The sequence below is a fragment of the Mycobacterium sp. 29Ha genome, from assembly GCF_032883055.1.
Taxonomy (GTDB): domain Bacteria; phylum Actinomycetota; class Actinomycetes; order Mycobacteriales; family Mycobacteriaceae; genus Mycobacterium; species Mycobacterium gallinarum.
The window spans coordinates 142489-167142 of record NZ_JAMQTI010000002.1 but is presented as its reverse complement, the minus strand read 5'-3'; the positions used below and the strand labels follow the sequence as shown (position 1 = coordinate 167142).

21 protein-coding genes and 1 pseudogene are annotated in these 24654 nt (G+C 67.0%); 15 read left to right on the top strand and 7 right to left on the bottom strand.

Translation table 11 applies throughout. The annotated features are described in order from the left end of the window. The first annotated feature begins 37 nt into the window (after positions 1 to 37). The 5 genes from M1248_RS03355 to M1248_RS03335 all read left to right on the top strand — a co-directional run bounded on the left by M1248_RS03355 (position 38) and on the right by M1248_RS03335 (position 6058). Entirely contained in the window at positions 38 to 811 is a 774-nt protein-coding gene (locus M1248_RS03355) for an HAD-IIA family hydrolase (protein ID WP_163726035.1), read from the top strand. Positions 812 to 918: 107 nt separating this feature from the next. Continuing rightward, positions 919 to 1836 carry an arginase family protein gene (locus tag M1248_RS03350; RefSeq protein WP_317147538.1) on the top strand — a complete coding sequence of 306 codons (918 nt, stop codon included), beginning with the start codon at positions 919 to 921 and terminating at the stop codon, positions 1834 to 1836. A 12-nt stretch (positions 1837 to 1848) separates the two neighbouring features. Beyond that, positions 1849 to 4026, top strand: a complete 2178-nt coding sequence (locus M1248_RS03345; protein ID WP_317147537.1) for a thiamine pyrophosphate-dependent enzyme — start codon at positions 1849 to 1851, stop codon at positions 4024 to 4026. Positions 4027 to 4058: 32 nt separating this feature from the next. Next, on the top strand, positions 4059 to 5258 hold the full coding sequence (locus tag M1248_RS03340; protein WP_163726040.1) for a CoA transferase: 1200 nt from the start codon (positions 4059 to 4061) through the stop codon (positions 5256 to 5258). Next, positions 5255 to 6058: an acyl-CoA thioesterase gene (locus M1248_RS03335; RefSeq protein ID WP_163726044.1), complete on the top strand. Its 804-nt coding sequence runs from the start codon at positions 5255 to 5257 to the stop codon at positions 6056 to 6058. Before M1248_RS03340 ends, M1248_RS03335 begins: the two co-directional genes overlap by 4 nt. A gap of 14 nt (positions 6059 to 6072) precedes the next feature. On the opposite strand, the gene M1248_RS03330 is transcribed toward M1248_RS03335, so the two are convergent. The 5 genes from M1248_RS03330 to M1248_RS03310 are packed head-to-tail and all read right to left on the bottom strand — an operon-like array spanning position 6073 to position 13666. After that, positions 6073 to 7479: an HNH endonuclease signature motif containing protein gene (locus M1248_RS03330; protein ID WP_317147536.1), complete on the bottom strand. Its 1407-nt coding sequence runs from the start codon at positions 7477 to 7479 to the stop codon at positions 6073 to 6075. A gap of 60 nt (positions 7480 to 7539) precedes the next feature. Further along, positions 7540 to 10035, bottom strand: coding sequence for an AMP-binding protein (locus tag M1248_RS03325; protein WP_317147535.1), 2496 nt, complete (start codon positions 10033 to 10035; stop codon positions 7540 to 7542). Beyond that, complete coding sequence (locus M1248_RS03320; protein ID WP_174262209.1) at positions 10032 to 11063, bottom strand: ABC transporter ATP-binding protein; 1032 nt, start codon at positions 11061 to 11063, stop codon at positions 10032 to 10034. Before M1248_RS03320 ends, M1248_RS03325 begins: the two co-directional genes overlap by 4 nt. 8 nt (positions 11064 to 11071) lie before the next feature. After that, complete coding sequence (locus M1248_RS03315; protein ID WP_317147534.1) at positions 11072 to 12649, bottom strand: iron ABC transporter permease; 1578 nt, start codon at positions 12647 to 12649, stop codon at positions 11072 to 11074. Continuing rightward, entirely contained in the window at positions 12650 to 13666 is a 1017-nt protein-coding gene (locus tag M1248_RS03310; protein WP_317147533.1) for an iron ABC transporter substrate-binding protein, read from the bottom strand. It lies immediately after the preceding gene. Between the two features lie 188 nt (positions 13667 to 13854). Between M1248_RS03310 and M1248_RS03305 the strand changes: the two genes are divergently transcribed. Next, positions 13855 to 14244 (top strand): heme-binding protein, encoded by a 390-nt coding sequence (locus M1248_RS03305; RefSeq protein ID WP_163726061.1) that lies wholly within the window; start codon positions 13855 to 13857, stop codon positions 14242 to 14244. A gap of 71 nt (positions 14245 to 14315) precedes the next feature. Further along, positions 14316 to 15017, top strand: a complete 702-nt coding sequence (locus tag M1248_RS03300) for a DUF899 domain-containing protein (protein ID WP_163726064.1) — start codon at positions 14316 to 14318, stop codon at positions 15015 to 15017. 4 nt (positions 15018 to 15021) lie between these two features. Here the strand turns inward: M1248_RS03300 and M1248_RS03295 are convergent, their stop codons facing one another. Then, positions 15022 to 15840, bottom strand: a complete 819-nt coding sequence (locus tag M1248_RS03295) for a DUF1206 domain-containing protein (protein ID WP_163736904.1) — start codon at positions 15838 to 15840, stop codon at positions 15022 to 15024. A gap of 122 nt (positions 15841 to 15962) precedes the next feature. Between M1248_RS03295 and M1248_RS03290 the strand changes: the two genes are divergently transcribed. The 6 genes from M1248_RS03290 to M1248_RS03265 all read left to right on the top strand — a co-directional run bounded on the left by M1248_RS03290 (position 15963) and on the right by M1248_RS03265 (position 22023). Beyond that, complete coding sequence (locus M1248_RS03290; RefSeq protein WP_163726067.1) at positions 15963 to 16343, top strand: YraN family protein; 381 nt, start codon at positions 15963 to 15965, stop codon at positions 16341 to 16343. Then, positions 16343 to 17854 (top strand): YifB family Mg chelatase-like AAA ATPase, encoded by a 1512-nt coding sequence (locus M1248_RS03285; protein WP_317147532.1) that lies wholly within the window; start codon positions 16343 to 16345, stop codon positions 17852 to 17854. Before M1248_RS03290 ends, M1248_RS03285 begins: the two co-directional genes overlap by 1 nt. Next, on the top strand, positions 17851 to 18984 hold the full coding sequence (dprA, locus tag M1248_RS03280) for a DNA-processing protein DprA (RefSeq protein WP_317147531.1): 1134 nt from the start codon (positions 17851 to 17853) through the stop codon (positions 18982 to 18984). The genes M1248_RS03285 and dprA overlap by 4 nt, the downstream gene beginning before the upstream one ends. 66 nt (positions 18985 to 19050) lie before the next feature. Continuing rightward, on the top strand, positions 19051 to 19902 hold the full coding sequence (locus M1248_RS03275; protein ID WP_163726076.1) for a siderophore-interacting protein: 852 nt from the start codon (positions 19051 to 19053) through the stop codon (positions 19900 to 19902). Between the two features lie 24 nt (positions 19903 to 19926). Next, positions 19927 to 21087, top strand: coding sequence for a lactate 2-monooxygenase (locus M1248_RS03270; RefSeq protein ID WP_317147530.1), 1161 nt, complete (start codon positions 19927 to 19929; stop codon positions 21085 to 21087). 33 nt (positions 21088 to 21120) lie between these two features. Beyond that, positions 21121 to 22023: a tyrosine recombinase XerC gene (locus M1248_RS03265; protein WP_317147674.1), complete on the top strand. Its 903-nt coding sequence runs from the start codon at positions 21121 to 21123 to the stop codon at positions 22021 to 22023. A 60-nt stretch (positions 22024 to 22083) separates the two neighbouring features. Here M1248_RS03265 and M1248_RS03260 read toward each other — a convergent pair. Then, positions 22084 to 22524: pseudogene (locus M1248_RS03260) on the bottom strand (M23 family metallopeptidase); the annotation flags it as partial. A gap of 359 nt (positions 22525 to 22883) precedes the next feature. Between M1248_RS03260 and rpsB the strand changes: the two are divergent. Then, positions 22884 to 23720 (top strand): 30S ribosomal protein S2, encoded by an 837-nt coding sequence (gene rpsB / locus M1248_RS03255; RefSeq protein WP_163726086.1) that lies wholly within the window; start codon positions 22884 to 22886, stop codon positions 23718 to 23720. Positions 23721 to 23732: 12 nt separating this feature from the next. Further along, positions 23733 to 24572 carry a translation elongation factor Ts gene (gene tsf / locus M1248_RS03250; RefSeq protein WP_163726089.1) on the top strand — a complete coding sequence of 280 codons (840 nt, stop codon included), beginning with the start codon at positions 23733 to 23735 and terminating at the stop codon, positions 24570 to 24572. Positions 24573 to 24654 lie beyond the last annotated feature (82 nt).

The following is a 24654-nucleotide window of genomic DNA, read 5'->3' as shown; positions in this document are numbered from 1 at the left end:
TCCCTACGGACGGCGCGCGGCCTGACACACTGGACCGGTGCGCTCAGAACCGCGTTGCTGGCTGACCGACATGGACGGCGTGCTCGTTCGCGAGGAACACGCGCTGCCCGGCGCAGCCGAGTTTCTGCAGCGGTTGGTCGACAAGCAGCGCCCGTTCCTGGTCCTGACCAACAACTCGATCTTCACGCCACGGGATCTGTCCGCCCGGCTCCTGCGCTCGGGCCTGACAGTGCCCGAGGCATCGATCTGGACGTCCGCGCTGGCCACCGCCGCTTTCCTGGCCGACCAGTTGCCCGGCGGGTCGGCGTACACGATCGGCGAGGCCGGCCTGACCACGGCGCTGCACGCCGTGGGCTACACACTCACCGACGTGGACCCCGACTTCGTCGTGCTGGGCGAGACCCGGACGTATTCGTTCGAGGCGATCACCAAGGCCGTCCGCCTGATTCTCGGCGGCGCCCGCTTCATCGCGACGAATCCTGATGTGACCGGGCCGTCGGCCGAGGGTCCGCTTCCTGCCACGGGTTCGGTGGCGGCGATGATCACCAAGGCCACCGGCCGTGAACCGTACTTCGTCGGCAAGCCCAACCCGATGATGTTCCGCAGTGCCCTCAACCGTATCGAGGCGCACTCGGAGAACACCGTGATGGTCGGCGACCGGATGGATACCGACGTCGTGGCCGGTATCGAGGCCGGGCTGGAGACCATCCTGGTGCTGACGGGCTCGACCTCGGTCGAGGACATCGAGCGCTATCCGTTCCGCCCGAGCCGCATATTGCCGTCCATCGCCGAGGCCATCGAACTGGTGTGATCTCCGTAGAACTCACCGTATCTTCGGGGTGTGATCATCGACGGTGACGGCGTCCTGCTGCTGAGCGGTCGCGATGACAGCGCGCTGATCACCGAGGGGTGACAGCGATGGCCGACATCGAATTGATCGGGGTGCCCTTCGATGGCTACGGCCGTCCCGGGAACCAGGCGAGGGCCGCCGAGGTGCTGCACAACGCCGGGCTGGCCGATGCCTTCGACCATCACCACGTCACGACCCATGACCTGGTGTTGCCCGAGCCGGATCGAGGACGCGGCGCGTCGACCGGATTGATCAACGAAACCGCGCTGCTCGCCATGACCGACGCGCTGAACATCCGTGTCGGCGAGGCGGTCCTGGCAGGTCGGTTCCCTGTCGTATACGGCGGCGATTGTTCGTCGCTCTTCGGCGTCGTGACCGGTCTGCGTGATCATGTCGGCGATGTCGGACTGGTATTCGTCGATGGCCATGAGGACACCATGCCGCTCGACGTATCGGAGGACGGGGAGGCGGCCAACACCGAGATCGGCCTGCTGCTGGGTCTGACCGGTCGGCTGCTCGCCGGCGGCCTTGGCGATCGACTGCCGGCACTGCGGCCCGAACAACTGATCGTGCTCGGACCCCGGGACGATGCGTGGAGGCGGCGATTCAATGTCGGCACACTCGCGGACAGCGGCGTGTGGCTTGCCCCGCTCGCGGAGGTCGCCGATGACCCGGCGGGTGCGGGACGCGCCGCGATGGCAGAACTCGCCGCTCACGTCGACAGGTGGTGGCTGCACATCGATCTGGACGTGCTCGATCCGCTCGAGTTTCCCGCGCAGGGTTTACCCGATGTCGCGGACGAACCCGGCGGGCTTACCTGGGATCAGCTCACCGATCTGGTTGTTTCGCTGTTCGGCTCGCGGGCGCACTGCGTGGGCGCCAGTTTGGCAATCTACGACCCCGATCAGGACCACGACCGAACCGATGCGGCGAACATTGTTCAGTTCGTTCGAAACGCATTGGCTCGCACGACATTAAGCCCCTAGCGCAGGAGATTCGTGGCAGAACCCATCGATGCCCACTTCACCGCGACGATCTCGGCGATGGCCGCGGCGCAGCGGCGACCTGCGGATGACGAACCCATCCGGGCCGGTTCGGCGCTGTCGGCGCGCGCGTGCCTGGCGCTGTTCGACGTCGCGCTGGGCAGCCGCCATCTCGACTTGGCCGCGCGCTATTTGAGGTCGCGGGGCAAGGGCTACTACACCATCGGTTCATCCGGCCACGAGAGCAACTGCGCGGTGGCCGCCGCGCTTCGGCCAACCGATCCTGCGCTGCTGCACTATCGATCCGGCGCTTTCTATCTCGCTCGTGCCGCTCTGGTCGAAAGTCGTGACGCGCTGCGCGATGTGCTGCTCGGCTGTGTCGCGGCCACCGATGAGCCGATCGCAGGCGGGCGGCACAAGGTGTTCGGCCGTTACGACCTGCACATCATTCCGCAGACGTCGACCATCGCCTCGCATCTTCCGCGCGCGGTCGGCGTGGCGTTCTCGATCGCGCGGGCCAAGAAGCTCGGGGTGTCGTGCGCGTGGCCCGACGACGCGGTCACGGTGTGCAGCTTCGGCGACGCGTCGGTGAACCACTCGACCGCTGTCGGGGCGATCAACACGGCACTGCACTCGGCGTATCAAGGTGTGCCGATGCCGTTGCTGTTCGTCTGCGAGGACAACGGAATCGGCATCAGCGTGCAGACACCGTCCGGCTGGATCGAGCGGACATACGGCGGGCGTGACGATTTGGCGTACTTCGCAGCAGACGGCTCGGATCTCGCGGCGACCTTCGACGCGGCGACCGCGGCCGCCGAGTGGGTACGGAACCGGCGGCGACCGGCATTCCTGCACCTGCGTACGGTGCGGTTGATGGGTCACGCCGGCTCCGATTACGAGCCGGCATATCGGCGTCCCGAGGAGATCACCGCGGACTACGCCCGGGACCCGGTGCTGTGTATCGCGAAACTGTTGATCGACACCGGCGTGTTGACACCTGCGGAGACGCTCGACCGTTACGAAGCCAAGCGCGCCAACGTCATCGAACTCGCCGACCAGATCAGCGAGCTGGCGCAGCTCGACAGTGCGCATGCGGTAATGGAGCCGCTGCGCACCGCGAGCGACGCCATCCGGGACGCCGTCCCCGCATCGCTGGTCGCCTCGGTCAAGTCCGGCGAGACAGATGCGCAGATCACGGTGGCGACGGCGATCAACCGTGCGCTGCACGACATCCTGGACCGCTACCCGGAGGCGATGATCTTCGGCGAGGACGTCGCCCGGAAGGGCGGGGTGTACGGCGTCACACGCGGACTGCTGGCGGCGACCAGTTCGGCCCGCGTATTCGACACGCTGCTCGACGAGCAGGCCATCCTTGGTCTCGCGCTCGGGGCGGGCGTCTCGGGTCTGCTGCCGATTCCCGAAATCCAGTACCTCGCTTACTTTCACAACGCCGCCGATCAGATTCGCGGGGAGGCGGCGACTTTGCAGTTCTTCTCCAATCGCCAGTACCGCAATCCGATGGTTGTGCGGATCGCCGCGTACGGCTACCAGAAGGGTTTCGGCGGGCACTTTCACAACGACAACTCGATCGCCGCGATGCGTGACATCCCGGGTGTCGTCATCGCGTCGCCCGCGCGTCCGGATGACGCCGCGGCGATGTTGCACACATGTGCTGCGGCGGCGGCCCAAGCAGGCGCGGTGTGCCTGTTCCTCGAGCCCATCGCGCTGTATCACACGCGAGATCTCCACGAGGACAGCGACGACGGCTGGCTTGCGCGTTACCCGGAGTCCGGCGTGGCGGTCGGTCGGGCACGGACGTACGGCGAGGGTAGGGATCTGACGATGCTCACCTTCGGCAACGGACTGCGGATGAGCCTGCGGGTTGCGCGCAGGCTCGCGTCGGTCGGTATCGACGCGCGTGTCGTCGACCTGAGATGGTTGGCGCCGCTGCCTGTGGATGACATGCTGCGCGAGGCCGACGCCACCGGGCGAGTGTTGATCGTGGACGAAACCCGCGAGACCGGAGGGGTTGGCGAGGGTGTGCTGGCCACGTTGGGGAAGCACGGTTTCGCGGGCCGGCTCGACCGCGTCGCCAGCAACGACAGCTTCATCCCCCTCGGCGATGCGGCGCTGCACGTCCTGCTGTCGGAGGACACCATCGAGGCAGCCGCGATCAAACTCGCGCGCTCCTGAGGCATGGATTGGACGCTTGATAGCTTGACCGGGTGAGTTCGGACCCCATCCGGCCGCTGGCCGGCGTGCGCATCGTCGAGATCTCCAGTTTTGTCGCGGTGCCGTTGGCTGGGATGACGCTGGCCCAACTGGGCGCCGAGGTGATCCGCGTCGATCCGATCGGGGGAGCGGCGGACTACCGGCGCTGGCCGCTCACCGACGACGGCGAGAGCATCTACTGGGCGGGTCTCAACAAGGGCAAGCGTTCGGTGGCCGCCGATATGCGTTCGGCCGACGGGCAGGAGCTGGTGCAACGACTGATCGCGGACAGCGGCGTGCTGATCACCAATGTCGCTGGGCGGCAGTGGCATTCCTATGAGACCCTGACGGGGCTGCGGCCTGACCTGATCCATGTCGAGGTGTCAGGGCGCGCGGACGGTGGCACGGGCGTCGATTACACCGTCAACGCCGCGATCGGATTTCCGATGGTGACCGGCCCCGCCGACCTCGCCACTCCGGTCAACCACGTCCTGCCGGCGTGGGACGTCACCTGCGGGATCTACACCGCGTTAGCCGTCGTCAGCGCGCTGCGGCACCGTGACGCGACCGGTCAGGGGCAGCGGATCAGCATTCCGCTGGAGAACGTCGCGCTGGCGACGGCGGGCAACCTGGGGTTCTTCACCGAAGTCATGATCAACGGCACCGCGCGCCAGCGGATCGGGAATTCGGTGTACGGCCAGTACGGTCAGGACTTCACGAGCGCCGACGGCGCGTCGTTCATGATCGTCGCCCTGACCGGCAGGCACTTCCGCGATCTGACCGAGCTGACCGGGACGACGAAAGCCGTTGCCGCGCTGGCAGAATCATTGGGAACCGATTTCAGCGACGAGGGACAGCGGTACCAACACCGCGGCGCGCTATTCGGGCTCTTCAACGAATGGTTTTCCCAGCACAGCGCGCAGGAGGTCGCCGACGCCCTGTCGGCGACGTCCGTGTTGTGGGACCGGTACCAAACATTCGACGAAGCGGCGCGCGGCGAGCGGGTGACCGCGAATCCGATGTTCACCCAGCTCGACCAGCCTCGCATCGGCGAATACCTGGCGCCGGGGTTGCCGATGGCGATCGGCGGGGTCTACCCGGCCGCGGCCGTCGCCCCGGCGCTCGGTGACGACACCGCGGCGGTGCTCGGGGAGTGGTTGGGAATGAGCGCGGAAGACATCGCGCGCCTGACGGATGCGGGGACGGTGGAGTGAGCGCGCTGCTGGGGTTGTTCGATCTGAAGCAGGGCGACAGCGACGACACCTGGGTCGGCCCGGCCAGCGGTCCGGAGGGAAAGCGTTCCTACGGCGGCCAGTTCATGGCACAGAGCCTCGCCGCCGCCTGGCGAACCGTCGACACCGACCGGTCGCCGACCAACATGCATTTGCAGTTCCTGCGCGGCGGCGAAGCCGGCGATCCCGTCGAGTACACCGTGACAAGGGTTTTCGACGGACGGACCGCAGCCGCGCGTCGTGTCGACGCCCGACAGAACGGTCGGCTGTTGACGACGGCCACGGTGTCGTTCGCCATCGAGTTGCCCGGTCCCGAACACGGCACTCAGTCCTCGATGCCGCACGACCCCGACTCTCTCGCCCAGGGCGGTCCTGCGGGGCCGGCGCCGTCGATGCCGTTGGACGAACTCGACATCAGGATCTCCGATGAGGGCACCGGTGAAGATTTCGTGCGCCGATTCTGGTGGCGGACAACGGCCGCGCTGCCCGACGACCCAGCGGTCCATACCTTGGTCGGCGTGTTCGTCACCGACGTGTACATGATCGATCCGGCACTGCAGGTGCACGGACATTCCATGAAAGCGCGTACGCATCGCAGCGGCACCACCGACTCGTCGATCTGGTTCCACCGATCGGTACGCGCCGACGAGTGGAACCTATTGGAGACACGCTCGCCCGCCGCCGCGCGGGGACGCGGCGTCGTGACCGGCAGCCTGATCCGCGCCGATGGGGTTATCGCGGCGACGCTGGCCCAGGAAGGCCTTATCGCCGAACGGGATTGACCCCGTGGCTTGCTCTATGGCCCGCGTTCGTTGTTGCCGTCCTCCTGGTCTGGTGGGCGCAGGAGTAGTTCGGGGCGGTGGTGGTAGTTGATGCGGGTTTGGCCGGTGTCGAGGCCTGGTGGTGGGTGCCATTCGGCGTCGCCGTGGTCGTTGATGGTGGTGGTCCAGCCGTTGTCCTTGTCGACGAGGCGGTTATCCGGCCCACAGGCCAGGGTCATCTCGTTGACGTTGGTGTGGCCGCCGTCGGCCCAATCCTGCAGTGCGTGATGCACCTGGGCGCCGTAGGCCGGCACCGCGCAGCACGGTTTGGTGCAGCCCCCGTCACGGGCGATCAACATGATCCGCTGCGCCGCCGACGCGGTGCGTCGCGCGCGGAACAGGTCCAGGGCTTGTCCGGTGGATTTGTCGAACACCGCCAGCCAGTGGTGGGCGTGGGCGGCCAGGCGGATCACATCTGTGATCGGCATGAGGCTGCCGCCGCCGGTGGTGCCCACCCCGGCGCGGGACTCGAGGTCTTGGAGGGTGGTGCGGATGATGATCGAGGTCGGTAGCCCGTTGTGCTGACCCAACTCGCCGGATTCCAACGCGTTGCGGCCCAGGGCGAGCAGGGCGTCGTGTTGGCGTTGGGCCAGGGTGCGGTGATCGGTATCGATCTGCTCCTGTGAGGGGGTGCCGCTGATGCACGGGGTGTCGTCGTCGGGGTTGCACATGCCCGGTGCGCCCCATTTGGCGAAGATGGGTTCGAGCACTGCCCACGCTTCCGGCGTCAGGTCGCCTTTGATGGAGACCATGCCGTCACGGCCCTGCGGGCCACAAATGAGACCGCGTTTGCGCTGTCGTTCGGTGTCCTCGGGTTCCGGGCCGTCCTGATCCAAGAGGAACAGCATCGTGGTGGCGGCCCTGCCCAGCTCGTAGGGTCCGACACCGACCGCGATACGCACCAAGTCCTGTTCGATCTCCTCACGCGTGGCGGCATCCACGAACCCGGGAAGGCGTCCCATGGCGTCGCGGATCTTGTCCACATGTTCACCGGTGATCTGCCCGGCGGCTTGGGCGGCGGCGGTCGCCGCGAGCACCGGCGCCAACGGTTGACCGGTCAACGCCCGTCGCGGCCCGAGTACTTCGGCTTCGGCCAGGCGGCGGTTGGCCTCGGTCGCTGAGATCCGCCACCGGATCCGCAGCACGTCTTTCCAGTTCTTGGCGCCCAACTCCTTGGGCGTCGTTTCGGTCTGTAGCCGGGCCAGCGCACGATGCCACTGCGCGGGCAGTTGGCACGACAACATCTCCAGCTCGTCGAGGACGTCGAGCAGTTCGCGGTGGGTGAGCATGTCCAGGTCGCAGCCGGCCAGCGACTCGTGGGCGGACCGCAGCGCGGCCATCGCCACCTGAACCGGAGTCGCCAACATGACTCGAACATACATTCGACCACCGACAGCCCAACCCAGCCTGTGACAACAGAAACTAAAGTGACAGAAGAGATTTCAGATTTGTGTGAAAGCGTTGGTTCGGGTCGACGTATCCGAGCGCAGCGAACTGAACCGGCCACGCAGCCAGCGACGCAACACCGTCACGACGTAGGTGAGCAAGACGCCGACGGCCAGCGAGGCGAGCACGCCGAGTGCGGGGTGGCCGTCGAACAACGCGTAGACCTGGTAGTGGACCAGGTAGGTGTACAGCGACGCCTCGGCCAGCACCCCGACTGCCACCGTGAGCGCGGATGGACAGCGGATCGTCGGCACCCAGATGAGCAGGAGCAGACCGGTCATCACCATCACATCGCGCAGGGTGGTGTCGAAATAGCCATGCAGGCTGACGACAAGTGCGACCGACACCACGACGCGTTGCCACGTCGTCGTCGCCTTCGCCGCCGCCCAGCCGATCGCGAAGAACCAGAACGCCAGCATGGTGAACCACGCGTCGCGTCCGAGGTTCATCCCGAGGATGTCGTACCGCAGCGCCAAGCCGATGACGAGGAACACGGCGGCGATCGTGAACGGTAGGCGGCGTTCCAGGCGATCAATGAGTGGCAACCAAAACACCAAGGTCAGCACGACGAGCGTCCACACCAGCACTTCGACGAACCACAATCGGCCTGCGGTCATACTGTCGTGCGGACCGAGGAACTTGTTGGCCAGCAATAGATTTGTCCACGTGTAGTGGTCGGTCAGCAGCAGCGCGACCACGACCCACAACATCGAAGGCACCGCGATCCACGCGATCGTGTTGCCGAGATGTCGCACCCGGTCGTTGCGTGGTACCGGGGTCAGGCAGAAGCGGCCGAAGTTGTATCCGGCGACACCCAGCAGAATGTGCGCCCCACCCCACAGCTCGAACAGTTCCGCGTGAGACCCGACGATGAGCACGATCGCGGCGGCGCGGAGCGCGACGCTGGTTTCCAGAGTCGCCAGCCAACTGCGTCGTGCCGGTTTCGAGATGCTTTCGAGCTGCCGGATCGACATGTTCTGCCAATTCGACGGCAGCTGGCCGATCGCCCGCTCGAGCCGCACCGTCATCGTGACGTAGGACAGCGAGTTGCCGCCCAGGTCGACAAAGCTGGCGTCCGGGTCGAGCGTCGCGGTGTCCACCTGCAATACATCTGCGAACAACCCGTGCAAATCCGTGGCTTGCCGTTGGTCGGTCGTGCGAGTCAACCGGCGCACCGTCTCGTAATCGGGCTTGCCCGAGGGCAACAGGGGCAGTTCCTCGACGGTGACGGCACGCACGGCCACCGCGGGCACACCGGCCGCCTCGGCCGCCGCTCGCTGGACCTCGCGATCGTCGTGCTTGCCGGTGACGGCGACCACAAGGGCGTCGTCATCGCTGGCGCAGAACGACTGAATTCCCCGTGCGCGGAGCGCGGTCTCGATCTGTCCCAGATCGATACGCAGGCCATACATTTTCACGAATCGGCTATTGCGGCCGACGACCTCGTACAGCCCGTCGGGCCAGAGTCGGGCGATGTCGCCGGTGCGTAGCGTCTCGACCGTCTTGCCGAGCTCCAGGTCGGTGGGTCCGTGCGCGTAACCCATCATCACATTGGGGCCGCGGTAGACCAGCTCGCCGACGGCGTCGTCGGCCCAGCCGTCCAGTGGTTCGATGGAGAACGATCCGCCGCGGATCGGGCGGCCGATCGTATTCGGCCGGGACAACGCGAGTTCCGGTGGTAGATAAGACATCCGGGCCGTCGCCTCGGTGGCTCCGTACATCACGAACAGCTCGAAACCTGCATCCTGAGCGAGTTCGGCGAATCTGCGGACCCGCTCGGGTGGCATTCTTCCGCCGGCCTGGGTGACGTACCGCAGCTCGGGTAGGTCCCTGGCGTCGAAGCCCACGCTTTCGAGCAGTTCGAACGTGTACGGCACGCCCGCGAACGACGTTCCGCGGTGCCGGCGAAACAGCCGCCAGAACTCCTCGTCGACCACGGAGCGGTCGGTCAGTATCAGGCCGGCGCCCGCGAGCAGATGGCTGTGGATCACGGACAGTCCATAGCAATATGACATCGGCAGTGTGGTTGCGGCCCGGTCGGTTTCGCGGATACCCAGATACTCGGCGATGACCGAGGCGTTGGCGACGAGATTCGTGTGCGAGAGTCGCACGAGTTTCGGGGAGCCGGTGCTGCCCGACGTCGACATCAGCAGCGCGAGGTCGTCGTGCATCTGGCGTTCGTCGTGATGGTGGACGTGGACTCCGCTGTCGTCGATGACGATGTCGGGCCGGTAGGTCTCTTTGATCGCGGTGTGGTCGCGTCGCTCAGCGACGGCTAGTACGACGTGGTTGGCCGCCAGGGCGCCGAGATAGTGGACCAGCGTCGAGATGTCGTTGCGCGTTTCGAGAAGCACGAGGCGGCGCGGGCCGTCCAAAGCCTGGGCGGCCTCGGAGACCCGGTCCGCGAGCTCGACGTAGGTCAGTTGCGCGGCATCGGTGAGAACCGCGACACGCTCGCCGTGCCCTCGCAGATGCTCGATGAGCGACCTCACGTGAACACGACTCCGTTGCCCACCACCTCGATGCGCACCTTCGCGTCGATCGATGGGGGCTCGAGGCTGTTCTGGCGCACGATGATCGGCTCGACGTCGCCCGCGGGATCGATGGTCAGCAGGACGTCGTGGCCGAGGAACTCGACGGCCAGCACCCTGCCGACCCCGTCCAGCTCACCGCTGTCCGAAACGACCTTCGCCACAAGCTGTTCGGGCCGCAGCAACAACGTGCCCGGCCCGTCGTCCGCGCGCACGGCGACCCGTCCGATGGCGCAGTCGGCGAACCCGGCCGCGACGACGCATGGCAGCGTGATGCTGTCGCCGAGGAATTCGGCTGTGAAGCGATCACCGGGTTGCCGGTACACCGACTGCGGCGAGCCGACCTGGGTGAACCGCCCGTCGCGCATCACCGCGACCTGGTCGGCGATCGACAGCGCCTCCTCCTGGTCGTGGGTCACCAGCAGCGACGTGATGCCCGCATCGGCGAGCAGGCTCGCGACCACCTTCCTGGTGGACGCGCGCAGTCCGGTGTCCAGGGCGCTGAAGGGCTCGTCGAGCAGCATCAATACCGGCTGTCGGGCCAGTGCCCGGGCCAATGCGACGCGCTGCTGCTGTCCGCCCGAGAGCTGGTCCGGGCGGCGGTCGGCGAATGACGGGTTGAGCGAAACGGTTTCGAGAAGCTCGCTGATACGGCTACGCACCTTGGCGCGACCCTCGCCGCGGATCCCGTAGGCGATGTTCTGGCCGACGGTCAGGTGGGGGAAAAGCGCCCCGTCCTGTGCGACATATCCGATACGGCGCCGGTGCGGTGCCACCGCGCGGTTGGCGCTCGCGACCTGGCGGCCGTCGATCGTTATCGTTCCCTCGCCGGGTGTCTCGAAGCCGGCGATGAGCCGTAGCAGCGTCGTCTTTCCGCAGCCCGAAGCGCCGACAACCGCAGTGGTGCTGCCCTTCTCGAGCTGCAGGTCGATGTGGTCGAGCACGACATGGTCGTTGAAGGACTTCGCGAGTCCCCGAATATCGACCATCACTTCGCTCACAGTGCGGCCACTTTCATCGACTGACGGAAGAGCAGGACGGTCACGGGTATGGCCAACAGCACCAACACCATTGCGTACGGGGCGGCGGCTGCGTAGTCGAGTTCGCTACTCCACGACCAGAACATCATCGACAACGTCCTGGTGCCAGTCGGCGCCAGCAGCAATGTCGCGGTCAGTTCGGTTGCCACGGCCACGAATACCATGCACGCCCCGGCGGCGGCGGCGGGCGCGGTGAGCCGCAGCGTCACCCGGACGAACGTTTCCGACGGCGACGCGCCAAGCGACCGGGACGCTTCCTCAAGGCTCGGCGGAACCTGGGCGAGACCGGCCCGGACATTGACCAGTGCCCGCGGCATGAACAGCAGGACGTAGGCGCACACGATCAGCGGGACGCTCTGATAGAGCGGTCGCACGTAATGGATCGCCACGGTGACAAGTGCGAGCGCGGTGACAATACCCGGCAGGGCGCTGGTGATGTAGTTGGCGCCCTCGACTGTGCGGGCGAGCAGTCCGCTCGACCGCACCGCGACCCATGCCACGGGGAAGGCCAGCACTGTGGTGACGATCGCCGCGGTACCTGCCAGCCCGATGGTCTGGCCGAGCGAATTGCCGAGTGCGGCGAAGTCCCACACGTCGGCGCCGCCGATCCACAGCCAGCGCAGCAGCGTCCAGACCGGAACACCCAGCGACAGCACTGCGACAACGGTCACTGCGAGCAATGCGGGGATTGTGCTGTGGCCCAGATGGTTCGGGGTTGCGGCACGCGGCGCGCCGGATCCGATTCTGGCGAATCGGACTTTGCCGCGCGCAACCGCTTCCACGGTGAGGAGTACCAGGCACAGGATGACCAGAACTCCGGCAAGCATGCTGCCCGCCGCACCGTCGAAGGTGGCCTGGAACTGCTGGAAGATCGCGACGGTGAACGTATCGAACCGGATCATTGCGAACGCGCCGAATTCCGAGAGCAGATGCAGGCCGACGAGCAGTCCGCCGCCCAGGATCGCCAATCGCAATTGTGGAAACACGACGCGGAAGAACACACCTATCGACCCCGATCCGAGTGCGCGTGCGGACTCCTCGACGGCAGGGTCGAGCCGGCGCAGGGTCGCCGCGACCGGCAGGTACATGAACGGGAAGTACGACAGCGTGGTGATGAGGACTCCGGCCCACAACCCGTGGATCGATGGGACGACACCGACCCAGGCGTAGCTGTTGACGAAGGCCGGAACAGCCAGTGGCGCAACGAACAACGGGCGCCAAAACCCCCGGCCGGGGAGGTCGGTCCGCTCCGTCAGCCACGCGAGGCCGACGCCGATCAGCACGCAGAGCGGCACCGTGACGATCACCAGCGCGACGGTGTTGAACAGCAGTTCGCCGACCCGAGGCCGGACCACCAACTCGTAGGCGCGCGTCCACCCGACCGACACCGTTCCCCACACCACATAGCCCAGCGGAATGCAGGTGGCGGCAACCAGAACCGCGACGGTTATCGAAACCAGCGGACCCGGCCTCGCGGTGGCCTCGGACCGCGGGGACCCCGCAGCGGGCGCCGGAATGGGGGGAGCAGCAGTCACCTACAGCAAGCCCGCCTTCGTCATCAGATCCGTCACCTGCGCTGAGTTCAGCGTCGACGGGTCCACCGCGGGTGCCTGCAGCGTGTCCAGCGGCGGCAGCGCGGAGTTGGCGGGCACGCCGCTGGCGACCGGATACTCGAACGAGGTGCCCTTCTCCAACACCTCCTGGCCCGCCTTGCCGGTGATGAACCGGATGAACTGCTGGGCCTCGTCCTTCTTCTTGCTCGACTCGAGCACGCCGCCGCCCGACAGGCTCACGAACGCGCCGGGATCCTCGTTCTTGAAGTAGTGCAGCGCCGTATTTGCGCTCATCTCTTTGGTTTTCGACCGATCGCGGAACCAGTAGTAGTGATAGATCACGCCACCGTCGACCTCGCCCGCGTTGACCGCCTTCAGCGTGGCGATGTTGTCGCTGTACAACGTCGCGCCGGACTTCATCGCCGCGAGCCATTTTGCGGTTTCGGCCTCACCCTTGAGCTGCAGCAGCGCGGCGACGATGGCCTGGAAGTCGGCCTTTGTCGGGGGAGCGCCCCAGCGGCCCTTCCATTCGGGGTTCTGCAGGTCCACCAGCGACTTCGGCAGCTGATCCGGGGTCAGCTTGGAGGGGTTGTAGACGAACACGGTGCTGCGCGCCGCGACACCCGTCCACTTGCCGGTGGCCGGGCGGTATTGCTCGGGAACCTGATCGAGGGTCGCTTGATCGAGAGCGGCGAACAGTCCCGCCTTCTCGACCGCAGCCATCGCCGGCGAGTTCTCCGTCAGGAATATGTCGGCGGGAGATCCGTTGCCCTCGGCCACCAGCTGGTTTCCCAGCTCGGTGTCGCCGCCCTGGCGATACGTGACCTTGATGCCGGTCTCTTTCGTGAACGCGTCGATCCACTCTTTGGTCAGCGACTCGTGCTGAGCGTTGTAGATCAGTAACTCGTCGCTCTCGTCCGAACTCGAGCACGACGTCGCTCCGAGCACGACAGCAACGGCCGACACGAGTGCGGCGATCCGGCTCCAACGGTGGCGCATTCAGGCGGTCCTTCCCGCGCCAACCCGGCGCTTTTAGCTGAGGTTTACCTAAATGAACATACTCTGCCCCGCTTGGCCGTGGGGCCGTGTGTCCACCGTTGTTCATGCTCAGAGCGAGTTTCTCGACGGGGATGCCGGGTAGGTTAGCCCTGAAGTTGATCCGTCGGCCCCGACCTTGAGGACACCGCATGAACAAGTCAGCCAAACCCACACGCTCGCGAGTCGTCGGAGTCGCCGCCGCATGTGCTCTCGGGGTCTCGGTGGCCGTCGTCAGCGCGCCGATGGCCAGCGCCGCAGACTGCACCGCCAGCGGGCTCGCCGTGACCGCCGGTGGTGTGCTCGCCGAGGCGGGCGGCTACCTCGCCGGCCATCCCGGCGCCAACGACGTTCTCACCGCGGCCGCCACGCAGCCACCTGACGTGGCGCGCAACAACGTGCGGGGTTACTTCATGGGCAACCCCGGAGAATTCCTGGACCTGTCGCGCATCGCGAGCCCGTTGAAGGACCTGCGCAACCAGTGCGGCGTCGCCATCACGCCCGCGCAGTTCGCGACACTGTTCGAGGCGATGGAGGTCTGATCGGCCGATGAGTTTCGGTGTCGCGGGAAGTCGTTCTATAGACCGTTTCCGGAACATCGAAGGGAGAGCCGATGAGTACTGAGGCGACGACGACAGCGGGCAAGCCCCCGGTGGTCGACGTTCAGACGTGGCGCGCCGCGCTGGACGATCTGCGGCGGCGCGAGAAAGCAGCGACGCGCGAGCTCGATGCGATCGCCGCGGCGCGCAGACGGCTGCCGATGGTGAAGATGGACGACTACACGCTGGCCGGTGCCGACGGACCCGTCCGGCTCGTCGACATCTTCGACGGGCGGACGCAGCTCATCACCTATCACCACATGTGGGAAGACGGCGCCGAATGGCAGTGCGGCGGCTGCACCGGTTTCACCTCGCAATTCACCCGGCTGGATTTCCTCGACAACTACGACGCCCGGTTCGTGATCGTCACGAACGGGCCGATCGAAGAGGCGTTGGCCTACCGCGAGAAGGTCGGCAACCGGATGGAGTGGTACTCGGCGGCGGGTACGTCGTTCGGTGCCGACGTCGACGCCGCGCCGGGCGAAGGGTTCGGAGTCAACGTGTTTCTGCGGGACGGCGACACCGTCTACCGGACCTGGCACACCAACGGGCGCGGCACCGAGCAGCTCAGTCACTCCTTCGCGCTGATCGATCTGCTGCCATACGGGCGGCAGGAGGAATGGCAGGACTCGCCGGAGGGCTGGCCGTCACGGCCGACGTACTCGGGTTGGCTGGACAGCCCGGACATCGCGCGGGCTTACGGCAGCGGCGGCTGACCCGTCACATCCGGCCGTAACGACCGCGTACGAAGTTGTAAACGCCGAACGCGGCGATGCCGAGCGCGGCGAGGATGAGCAGGAACTTGCCGAACGGGGCCTGGCCGAGAGCCTTCACCGCGGCGTCGAGACCGGCCGCCTTCGAGGGGTCGGCCTGCAGCGTCGCGACGATCACCAGAAGGCCCGCGCCTGCCAACACCAGCCCTTTGGCGACGTAGCCGCTGATCCCGACGGCTTTGATCCAGGTGCCGTCCGAGACGCGCAGGTCTTTGAAGAACTTTTGGACCACGCCCTTGTAGACGTGATAGCCGCCCACCCCGACGAGCCCGAGCCCGACGGCGATGAGGAGTGTCTTGCCCCAGCCGGATTGCATCAACTGCGCGCTCATCCCGCTGTTCTGCTGACTACTCTGCTGACCGCTGCCCATGGCGAAGCGGGCGGCCGACAGCGCGATGGCGAAGTTCACGATCGCCAGTCCTGCGGCCTTCGCGCGTTTCCAGGCGGGTGTGTCATCCCGGTTGGTTCCGGACCCTTCACCTGGTTTGGAGCCGACGATTGCCTCGGCGACACGCCATAGACCAAGTGCGACAAGGCCGATCGCGGCCGCCCACAGGATCAACTTGCCACCGGTCTGGGCGGCCAGGGTCGCAAGGGCGCCGGACTGATCCGCATTACCGCCGGACCCGAAGGCGATCTGAAGGATGATGTATCCGACCAGCAGGTGCAGCACACCGCTGACGACGAAGCCAGCGCGAGCGGTGTATTCGAACGCGTCGCTGTCGGTCGCGCGATCAGCTGCGCCATGGAGGGACTTGTTGGCCATGTGGTCCTGTACCCGCTTTTTGACGGTGGCGAAACTCATTCGGGCTGTGGATGAGTTGGTGGTTGGGGATAAGTGCGGTTCGGCGGCCGCAGCTTGTCGGCGTCGCGTCGCACCGTGTGGCCATGACTCATCCGAAGACGTCGTGGACCCGCGCCGAGATCGGCGCACTGGGCGAACGTTTGGCCGTCGAACATCTGCAATCGGTGGGATTACGAGTCCTCGCACGTAACTGGCGCTGCCGTTATGGCGAACTCGACGTGATCGCGGCCGACGACGCCTCGCGCGTCGTGGTGTTCGTCGAGGTGAAGACCCGCACCAGCGACCGGTTCGGGGGAATCGAACAGGCGGTCACACCGCAGAAGGTACGTCGGCTGAGGCGCCTCGCAGGGCTGTGGCTGGCACGACAGGATGCCCGCTGGTGCGGGGTGCGCATCGACGTCGTCGGCGTGCGCATCGGTCGCCGACCGATTCCGGAGATCACCCATCTGCGGGGAGTGGGCTGATGGCGCTGGGACGAGCATTCTCGGTCGCCGTGCGCGGCCTTGACGGGCACATCGTGGAGATCGAGGCCGACATCGCGTCGGGGCTGCCCGGTGTGCACCTCGTCGGGCTGCCGGACGCCGCGTTGCAGGAGTCGCGGGACCGGGTTCGCGCGGCGATCACCAACTGCGGCAACGAGTGGCCGCAGGCCCGGCTGACGCTGGCGCTCTCACCCGCGACGCTGCCGAAGATGGGCTCCGTCTATGACATCGCGCTCGCGTTGGCGGTGATGTCCGCGCACAGCAAGGCGGAGTGGGCGCGGTTGGAGAAGACGGTGCTGCTCGGCGAACTGGCGCTCGACGGCCGGGTGCGGCCCGTCAAGGGAGTGCTGCCCGCGGTACTCGCCGCGAAGAAGGAGGGATGGCCGCTCGTGGTGGTCCCGGTTGAGAATTTGCCGGAAGCGGCGCTGGTGCACGGCATCGACGTCAAGGGGGTGCGGACACTCGGCCAACTGAAGTGCTGGCTCGAGGGCAAGGCGCACCTCGAGGAGAACGGTGGCACGTCGTGCCCAGCGCCGGCGCCCGTGGCCGACCTGTCCGACGTGGTCGGTCAGACACAGGCCCGTTACGCGGTCGAGGTTGCCGCCGCCGGTGCGCATCACCTGATGTTGACCGGCCCGCCGGGCGTCGGAAAAACGATGCTGGCACAGCGGCTTCCAGGTTTGTTGCCAGAACTCAGCGAAAGTGAGGCACTTGAGGTGACGGCGATTCACTCGGTGGCCGGCCTGTTGTCGGGCAGTACGCCGTTGATCACGCGGCCGCCATTCGTCGCGCCGCATCACACCTCGAGCGTGGCGGCGATGGTCGGCGGCGGCAGCGGATTGGCCCGACCGGGTGCAGTTAGTCGCGCCCACCGCGGCGTGTTGTTTCTCGACGAATGCGCGGAGATCGGCGTCAGTGTGATGGAAGCGTTGCGAACTCCGCTGGAAGACGGTGAGATTCGGTTGGCCCGCCGCGACGGCGTGGCGCGGTATCCGGCCCGGTTCCAGTTGGTGCTGGCCGCCAACCCGTGTCCGTGCGCACCTGCGGATCCGCGTGACTGCATCTGTCCGGGGCAGATCAAGCGACGCTATCTGGGCAAGCTGTCCGGCCCACTGCTCGACCGTGTGGACCTGGTCGTCGAGATGCATTCCGAGCGCGCCGGCGCGTTTGCCCAGCAGGAGGGCGAGTCGACCGTCGACGTGCGCGAGCGGGTCGCGAAAGCACGCGAGGCTGCGGTGGAGCGGTGGCGGCCCCACGGCATCCGCACCAATGCCGAGGTGAGTGGGTCCCTGCTGCGCAAGAAGTTCCGGCTTGCCAAGACTGTCACCGAGCCTCTTCGTTTCGCGCTCGACCGCGGTCTACTCAGCCAGCGCGGAGCAGACCGCGTTCAGCGAGTCGCCTGGACACTCGCCGACCTGGCGGGACGAACGTCGCCGACGTTGGAGGACGTGACCACCGCGTTGAGCTTTCGACAGGACGGGGGAGCGCGATGAGCGATCAGATCGCGCGTGCATGGGCCTATCTGTCGCGAGTCGCGGAACCGCCGTGTCCGGAACTGCGCGCGTTGGCCCGACGAGTCGGTCCGGTGGAGGCCGCCGACCGTGTGCGTAGCGGGGCAGCCGACGGCACCGTCGGCCGCGTCGTCGAGGCCAGACGCGAGATCGACTGTGCAGCAGAAGATCTAGAAGTCCTGAACCGTATGGGCGGACGGCTGATCACCGCTGATGACGCCGAGTGGCCGCTGTTGGCATTCAACGCGTTTCGCGGTGTCAACGACCGGCCGCAGGCACATGAGCCGATGGTGCTGTGGGCCGTCGGTCCGATGTGCCTCGACGAGGTTTCCGATCGTGCGGCGGCAATTGTCGGCACGCGGGCGGCGACGGCGTACGGCGAGTTCGTCGCCGGGGACCTGGCGGCGGGTTTGGCGGCCCGTGACGCGACGGTGATCTCGGGCGGGGCCTTCGGAATCGACGGCGCCGCACACCGCGCCGCGCTGGCGGCGGACGGGACGACGGTGGCGGTGCTCGCAGGCGGCATCGACGTGCCCTACCCGTCGGCGCACGCCGCGATGCTGCGGCAGATCCGCGACCACGGTCTCGTGATCAGTGAGTATCCACCTGGCGAACGGCCCGCGCGGCACCGTTTTCTGACGCGCAACAGATTGGTCGCGGGTCTCGCGGGTGCGACCGTCGTCGTCGAGGCGGGCGCGCGCAGCGGCGCGGCGAACACCGCGGCGTGGGCCCGCGCGCTGGGGCGTCCGGTCTGCGCGGTGCCCGGCCCGGTGACGTCGTCTGCGTCGGTCGGCAGTCACGCGCTGCTGAAGGCGGGCGCCAACGTGGTGACTCGCGCCGAGGACGTCATCGAATTGATCGGCCGCGTGGGCGAACTCGCACCGGATGAGCACCGACCGGCATCTGCGTTGGACGGGCTGAGCGACGCCGACAAAAGGGTTTACGACGCGCTGCCGGCCCGGGCCGCCCGCACCGCCGACGAGATCGCGGTGGCCACCGGCCTGCCGCCGACGCAGGTGCTCGGTCCGCTGGCGGTGCTGGAGCTGTCCGGTTTGGTGGTGCGCCGCGAGGGGAGGTGGAAGCTGGCACGGACGACATCTCGTACGACATGAGGTAGCCGACCGGCACGCTGCGGGCGCTCGTATCCTCGACGTGGCGAGCGATCAACAGGAGGAACAGTGGCAGGACGTCCGGTGCACACGTTCGAAGTGGTGCGCACCGAGCAGCTGACCCCGCATCTCAAGCGGGTCGTGCTCGGCGGCGCGGGCTTCGACACCTTCACGCCCAACGACTCCACCGACGCCTACGTCAAGATCGTGTTCGTTCGCCCCGGTGTCGACGTCGCCGCGTTGGAGCAGCCGCTGACACTGGACAGTTTCAAGGCTCTGCCCGCCGCGCAACAACCGACCGTGCGCACGTACACGGTCCGAAAGGTGGATGCCGAGCGACGCGAGATCGTCATCGACTTCGTGGTGCACGGTGAGCACGGTGTCGCCGGTCCGTGGGCCGTCGCGGCGCAACCCGGTCAGCCGGCCTACCTGATGGGGCCCAGTGGCGGGTACGCGCCCGATCCCGCGGCCGACTGGCACCTGCTCGCCGGCGACGAGGCCGCTGTGCCGGCGATCGGCGCGGCGTTGGAAGCATTGCCGGACAACGCAATCGGTCAGGTTTTCATCGAGGTGGGCGGGCCCGACGACGAGGTCGAACTGCAGGCGCCGCCGGGTGTGGACATCACGTGGATCTACCGGGGCGGTCGCGCCGACCTGGTGGCCGAGGACCAGGCCGGTGACCACGCGCCGCTCATCGACGCCGTGAAGGGCGCGGCGTGGTTGCCCGGTCAAGTGCAGGTGTTCATCCACGGCGAGGCGCAGACCGTCATGCACAACCTGCGTCCTTACATCCGCAAGGAGCGTGGCGTGGACGCCAAGTGGGCGTCGTCGATCTCGGGATACTGGCGCCGCGGCCGCACCGAGGAGACGTTCAGGCAGTGGAAGGCGGAACTCGCGAAGGCAGAACAGGCCAACGCGTGACCGCGAGCCTGGCACGCTAGCCGCATGGCTTACGGCGATTACCAGCTCGAGATCTACTTCCAGGGTCTGTCCGGCGTCCTGCCTAAGCTCCCGATGTCTTTCGCGGAGTTGGAGGCCAAGGCGCAGGCCGCGATGTCACCGTCGATGTGGTCCTACGTCGCGGGCGGCGCAGGCGACGAACGTACTCAGCGCGTCAACGCCACCGCCTTCGAGAACTGGGGACTTATGCCGCGGATGTTCGTCGGCGCCGCCGAACGCGACTTGACTGTCGATTTCCTCGGGCTCTCGCTGCCGTCGCCGGTGATGATGGCTCCCGTCGGTGTCATCGGTTTGTGTGCGCAGGACGGACACGGCGACCTCGCCACAGCACGTGCGGCAGCGCGCACCGGCGTGCCGATGATCGCCTCAACCATGACTGCCGATCCGATGGAGGCCGTCGCCGCCGAATTAGGCGACACGCCAGGCTTTTTCCAGCTCTACACCCCCAAGGACCGAGACGTTGCCGCTAGCTTCGTGCAACGCGCGGAGGCCGCCGGTTTCAAGGGCATCGTCGTGACACTGGACACCTGGATCCCCGGCTGGCGACCACGCGACCTGTCGACTTCGAACTTCCCGTTCCTGCGTGGCCACTGTCTGGCGAACTACACCACCGATCCGGTGTTCCTCGACAGCCTGGCGCAGCCGCCGGAAGAGAACATGCAGGCTGCGATCATGCAGTGGATCTCGATCTTCGGGAATCCGCTGACGTGGGACGACCTGCCGTGGCTGCGCTCACTCACCTCGCTGCCGCTGCTCCTCAAGGGCATCTGCCATCCCGACGACGTACGGCGCGCGAAAGACGGTGGCGTCGACGCCATCTACTGCTCCAACCACGGCGGCCGCCAGGCCAACGGCGGAATTCCGGCCATCGACTGCCTGCCCGGTGTGGTGGAGGCCGCCGACGGGATGCCGGTGCTGTTCGATTCGGGCATCCGCAGCGGGGCCGACATCGTCAAGGCGATCGCGCTCGGCGCCTCGACGGTCGCGATCGGCAGGCCGTACACCTACGGCCTCGCGCTCGGCGGAGAGGACGGCATCGTGCACGTGCTGCGGTCGCTGCTCGCCGAGGCCGACCTGACGATGGCCGTCGACGGCTATCGCTCGCTGAAGGAACTGACTCCCGACGCGTTGCGGCGCGTCAGCTGAGTCGGGGAGTCGTTGTCTGCGACGGTTGACGGCGTGGAGGCGATCCTCGAGGAGTTCGACGAGTACCTCGCGCTGGAGCGCGGTCGCTCTGAACACACGCGTCGCGCCTATCTCGGTGATCTGCGGTCGCTATTCGACTTCGTCGCCCAACGCGTACCCGACGCGGGGATTTCCGGGTTGACACTGCCAATTCTGCGTTCGTGGCTCGCGGCGCTGGCCGCCACAGGCGCAGCCAGGACGACGCTGGCCCGTCGCACGTCCGCCGTCAAGACCTTCACGGCTTGGGCGGTGCGACGCGGTCTGGTGGCAAGCGACCCCGCCGCGCGCCTGCAGGTGCCCAAGGCCCGCCGCACACTGCCGGCCGTGCTGCGTCAGGACCAGGCGCTGGACGCCATGGCCGCAGCGAAATCCGGTGCACAACAGGGAGATCCGCTAGCGTTACGCGACCGTTTGATCGTCGAGCTGCTCTACGCGAGCGGTATTCGGGTCAGCGAGTTGTGCGGACTGGACATCGACGACGTCGACACCTCCCGACGCCTGCTGCGCGTGCTCGGCAAGGGCAACAAGCAGCGAACGGTGCCGTTCGGGGCGCCCGCGGTCGCGGCGCTAACCGAATGGCTGTCCGACGGTCGCCCCGCGTTGGCCACCAAAGACTCCGGTCCCGCGCTGCTTCTGGGTGCGCGTGGGCGACGACTCGACCCGCGGCAGGCCCGCACGGTCGTGCACCAGACGATGGCTGCGGTCGACGGCGCACCCGACATCGGGCCGCACGGGCTGCGGCACAGCGCCGCCACCCATCTGCTCGAAGGTGGCGCGGATCTGCGCGTCGTACAGGAACTGCTCGGCCATTCGACGCTGGCCACCACGCAGCTCTACACCCACGTCACGGTCGCGCGCCTGCGTGCCGTCCACGACCAGGCCCACCCCCGCGCGTAGTTGCGATTTCGGTGTAGCTGGTCGCGGTGAGCGCGACTGCGGACACCGAAATCGCTAGCGCACGGGCTTGAGGCGGATAGGGGTGTCCACGACGAGGCCGAGCGGATCGACGTAGTCCGCGCGCGACGCCGGACCCCACATCGCTCCCCAGTGCAGGCAGGCCGCTTCGCCACAGCCGGCATGGCCGGCCTCCAGGTGGCCGAGCATCGTGCCTGCGTCGACCCGCCGGCCGGCCCGCACCGACGCCGCGACGGGTTCGTAGCTGGTGCGTAAACCGCCGGGATGAGCGATCGACACGACCGGCCTGCCCGCGAGCTCACCGGCGAACACCACCGTTCCGCCGGCTGCGGCGAATACGGGCTGACCAGGGGCTCCGGCGAGATCGACACCGCGATGGCCCGGCTTCCAGTTGGGCGACGGTGCGTCGAACATCCGCACCACAGCCGGCCGCGGCCGCAGCGGCCAAGTCAGCCGCTCCCCATCGGCTGACGCCGGCGCGGCCAGGGCAATCGCAGCCGCGAACGGCACGATCCATCGCATATACCCAGCTCAGCGCGATGGACCACTTTCACGCCAGCCGCCGCCCGTCATCTGTGAAGCAGCGCGTCGCTGTGCATAATCCCCGGTCGCTTCGCTCCTGCCCTCCGGATGGAAAAAGCACCCCTGGGCAGCGTGTAAACTCCTATCCGCAGCTCGCTTGCGCGGGCTGACTTCGCGTGTCTGCACATGACCCGGTTCCACCAAGGTCAGTCAGGATGCCGTCGGTCCCGTTTTCGGACGGGTTCGGCACTCCAGCGGGCACCAGGGCACGGCGTCACCCGACGCTGCGCGACAACCGACATATTGAGTGAGGCACACCCATGGCCGTCGTGACCATGAAACAGCTGCTGGACAGCGGCACCCACTTCGGGCATCAGACCCGTCGCTGGAATCCCAAGATGAAGCGGTTCATCTTCACCGACCGCAACGGCATCTACATCATCGATCTGCAGCAGACGCTGACATACATCGACAAGGCGTACGAGTTCGTCAAGGAGACTGTCGCCCATGGCGGCAGCATCATGTTCGTCGGTACCAAGAAGCAGGCGCAGGAGTCGATCGCCGAAGAGGCGACCCGCGTCGGCATGCCTTACGTGAACCAGCGCTGGCTGGGCGGCATGCTCACCAACTTCTCTACCGTGCACAAGCGTCTGCAGCGCCTCAAGGAACTCGAGGCCATGGAGCAGACCGGTGGCTTCGAGGGCCGCACCAAGAAGGAAATCTTGATGCTGACCCGCGAGAAGAACAAGCTCGAGCGCAGCCTCGGCGGTATCCGGGACATGCAGAAGGTGCCGTCGGCGATCTGGGTCGTCGACACCAACAAGGAGCACCTCGCCGTTGCGGAGGCCCGCAAGCTGAACATCCCGATCATCGCGATCCTCGACACCAACTGCGATCCGGACCTCGTCGACTACCCGATCCCGGGCAACGACGACGCGATCCGCTCGGCCGCGCTGCTGACCAAGGTCGTGGCGTCTGCGGTCGCCGAGGGTCTGCAGGCCCGTGCCGGCGCAGGCAAGGGTGACGGAGAGGCCCAGGCCGAGGGTGCCGAGCCGCTCGCCGAGTGGGAGCAGGAACTGCTCGCCGGCGCTACGGCGTCCACCGATGCCGGTGGGGCCGACGCCGCCCCCACCACTGAAACCCCTCAAGAGTCATAGGGAAAGGCTGATATGGCGAACTACACCGCTGCCGATGTGAAGCGACTTCGCGAGCTCACCGGCGCCGGCATGCTCGACTCCAAGAACGCGCTGGTCGAGTCCGAGGGCGACTTCGACAAGGCCGTCGAACTGCTTCGCATCAAGGGCGCCAAGGACGTCGGCAAGCGCGCTGAGCGCGCGACCGCCGAAGGTCTGGTCGCCGCGAAGGACGGCGCGCTGATCGAGCTGAACTCCGAGACCGACTTCGTCGCCAAGAACGCCGAGTTCCAGGCCGCGGCCGAACAGATCGTCGCGGCCGCCGCGGCGGCCAAGGCCGCCGATGTCGACGCGCTCAAGGCCGCTCGGGTTGGTGGCGGGGCCGGCGACACAACGGTCGAGCAGCTTGTCGCGGACCTGTCCGCGAAGATCGGCGAGAAGCTTGAACTGCGCCGTGTGGCCTACTTCGACGGCAACGTCGAGACGTATCTGCACAAGCGGGCCGCCGACCTGCCGCCCGGTGTGGGCGTGCTGGTCGAGTACGAATCCGGTGACGACGAGAAAGGCAAGGCTGCGGCGCACGCCGTGGCGTTGCAGATCGCTGCGCTGAAGGCGAAGTACCTCACCCGTGAGGACGTGCCGGAGGACATCGTCGCCCACGAGCGCCGGATCGCCGAGGAGACGGCCAAGGAGGAGGGCAAGCCCGAGCAGGCGCTGCCCAAGATCGTCGAAGGCCGCGTGACCGGCTTCTACAAGGACGTCGTGCTGCTGGATCAGCCGTCGGTGTCCGACAACAAGAAGACCGTGAAGGCGCTGCTCGAGGAGGCGGGCGTGACCGTCACCCGGTTCGTGCGCTTCGAGGTCGGCCAGACGTAACGAGCTCTACCGCGAAGGCCCCCAGGTTTCTGGGGGCCTTTTGCATTGGCGGACGGTCACGCGGTACGACTTGGTACCGTCG

What these genes read in the sequence shown, in the direction of transcription:
- M1248_RS03350 (WP_317147538.1), top strand. Translation starts at nt 919, where the DNA reads ATGGCCGACATCGAATTGATCGGGGTGCCCTTCGATGGCTACGGCCGT.
- M1248_RS03330 (WP_317147536.1), bottom strand. Translation starts at nt 7,479, where the DNA reads ATGTATGTTCGAGTCATGTTGGCGACTCCGGTTCAGGTGGCGATGGCC.
- M1248_RS03320 (WP_174262209.1), bottom strand. Translation starts at nt 11,063, where the DNA reads ATGGTCGATATTCGGGGACTCGCGAAGTCCTTCAACGACCATGTCGTG.
- M1248_RS03310 (WP_317147533.1), bottom strand. Translation starts at nt 13,666, where the DNA reads ATGCGCCACCGTTGGAGCCGGATCGCCGCACTCGTGTCGGCCGTTGCT.
- M1248_RS03305 (WP_163726061.1), top strand. Translation starts at nt 13,855, where the DNA reads ATGAACAAGTCAGCCAAACCCACACGCTCGCGAGTCGTCGGAGTCGCC.
- M1248_RS03300 (WP_163726064.1), top strand. Translation starts at nt 14,316, where the DNA reads ATGAGTACTGAGGCGACGACGACAGCGGGCAAGCCCCCGGTGGTCGAC.
- M1248_RS03295 (WP_163736904.1), bottom strand. Translation starts at nt 15,840, where the DNA reads ATGGCCAACAAGTCCCTCCATGGCGCAGCTGATCGCGCGACCGACAGC.
- M1248_RS03290 (WP_163726067.1), top strand. Translation starts at nt 15,963, where the DNA reads ATGACTCATCCGAAGACGTCGTGGACCCGCGCCGAGATCGGCGCACTG.
- M1248_RS03285 (WP_317147532.1), top strand. Translation starts at nt 16,343, where the DNA reads ATGGCGCTGGGACGAGCATTCTCGGTCGCCGTGCGCGGCCTTGACGGG.
- dprA (WP_317147531.1), top strand. Translation starts at nt 17,851, where the DNA reads ATGAGCGATCAGATCGCGCGTGCATGGGCCTATCTGTCGCGAGTCGCG.
- M1248_RS03270 (WP_317147530.1), top strand. Translation starts at nt 19,927, where the DNA reads ATGGCTTACGGCGATTACCAGCTCGAGATCTACTTCCAGGGTCTGTCC.
- rpsB (WP_163726086.1), top strand. Translation starts at nt 22,884, where the DNA reads ATGGCCGTCGTGACCATGAAACAGCTGCTGGACAGCGGCACCCACTTC.
- tsf (WP_163726089.1), top strand. Translation starts at nt 23,733, where the DNA reads ATGGCGAACTACACCGCTGCCGATGTGAAGCGACTTCGCGAGCTCACC.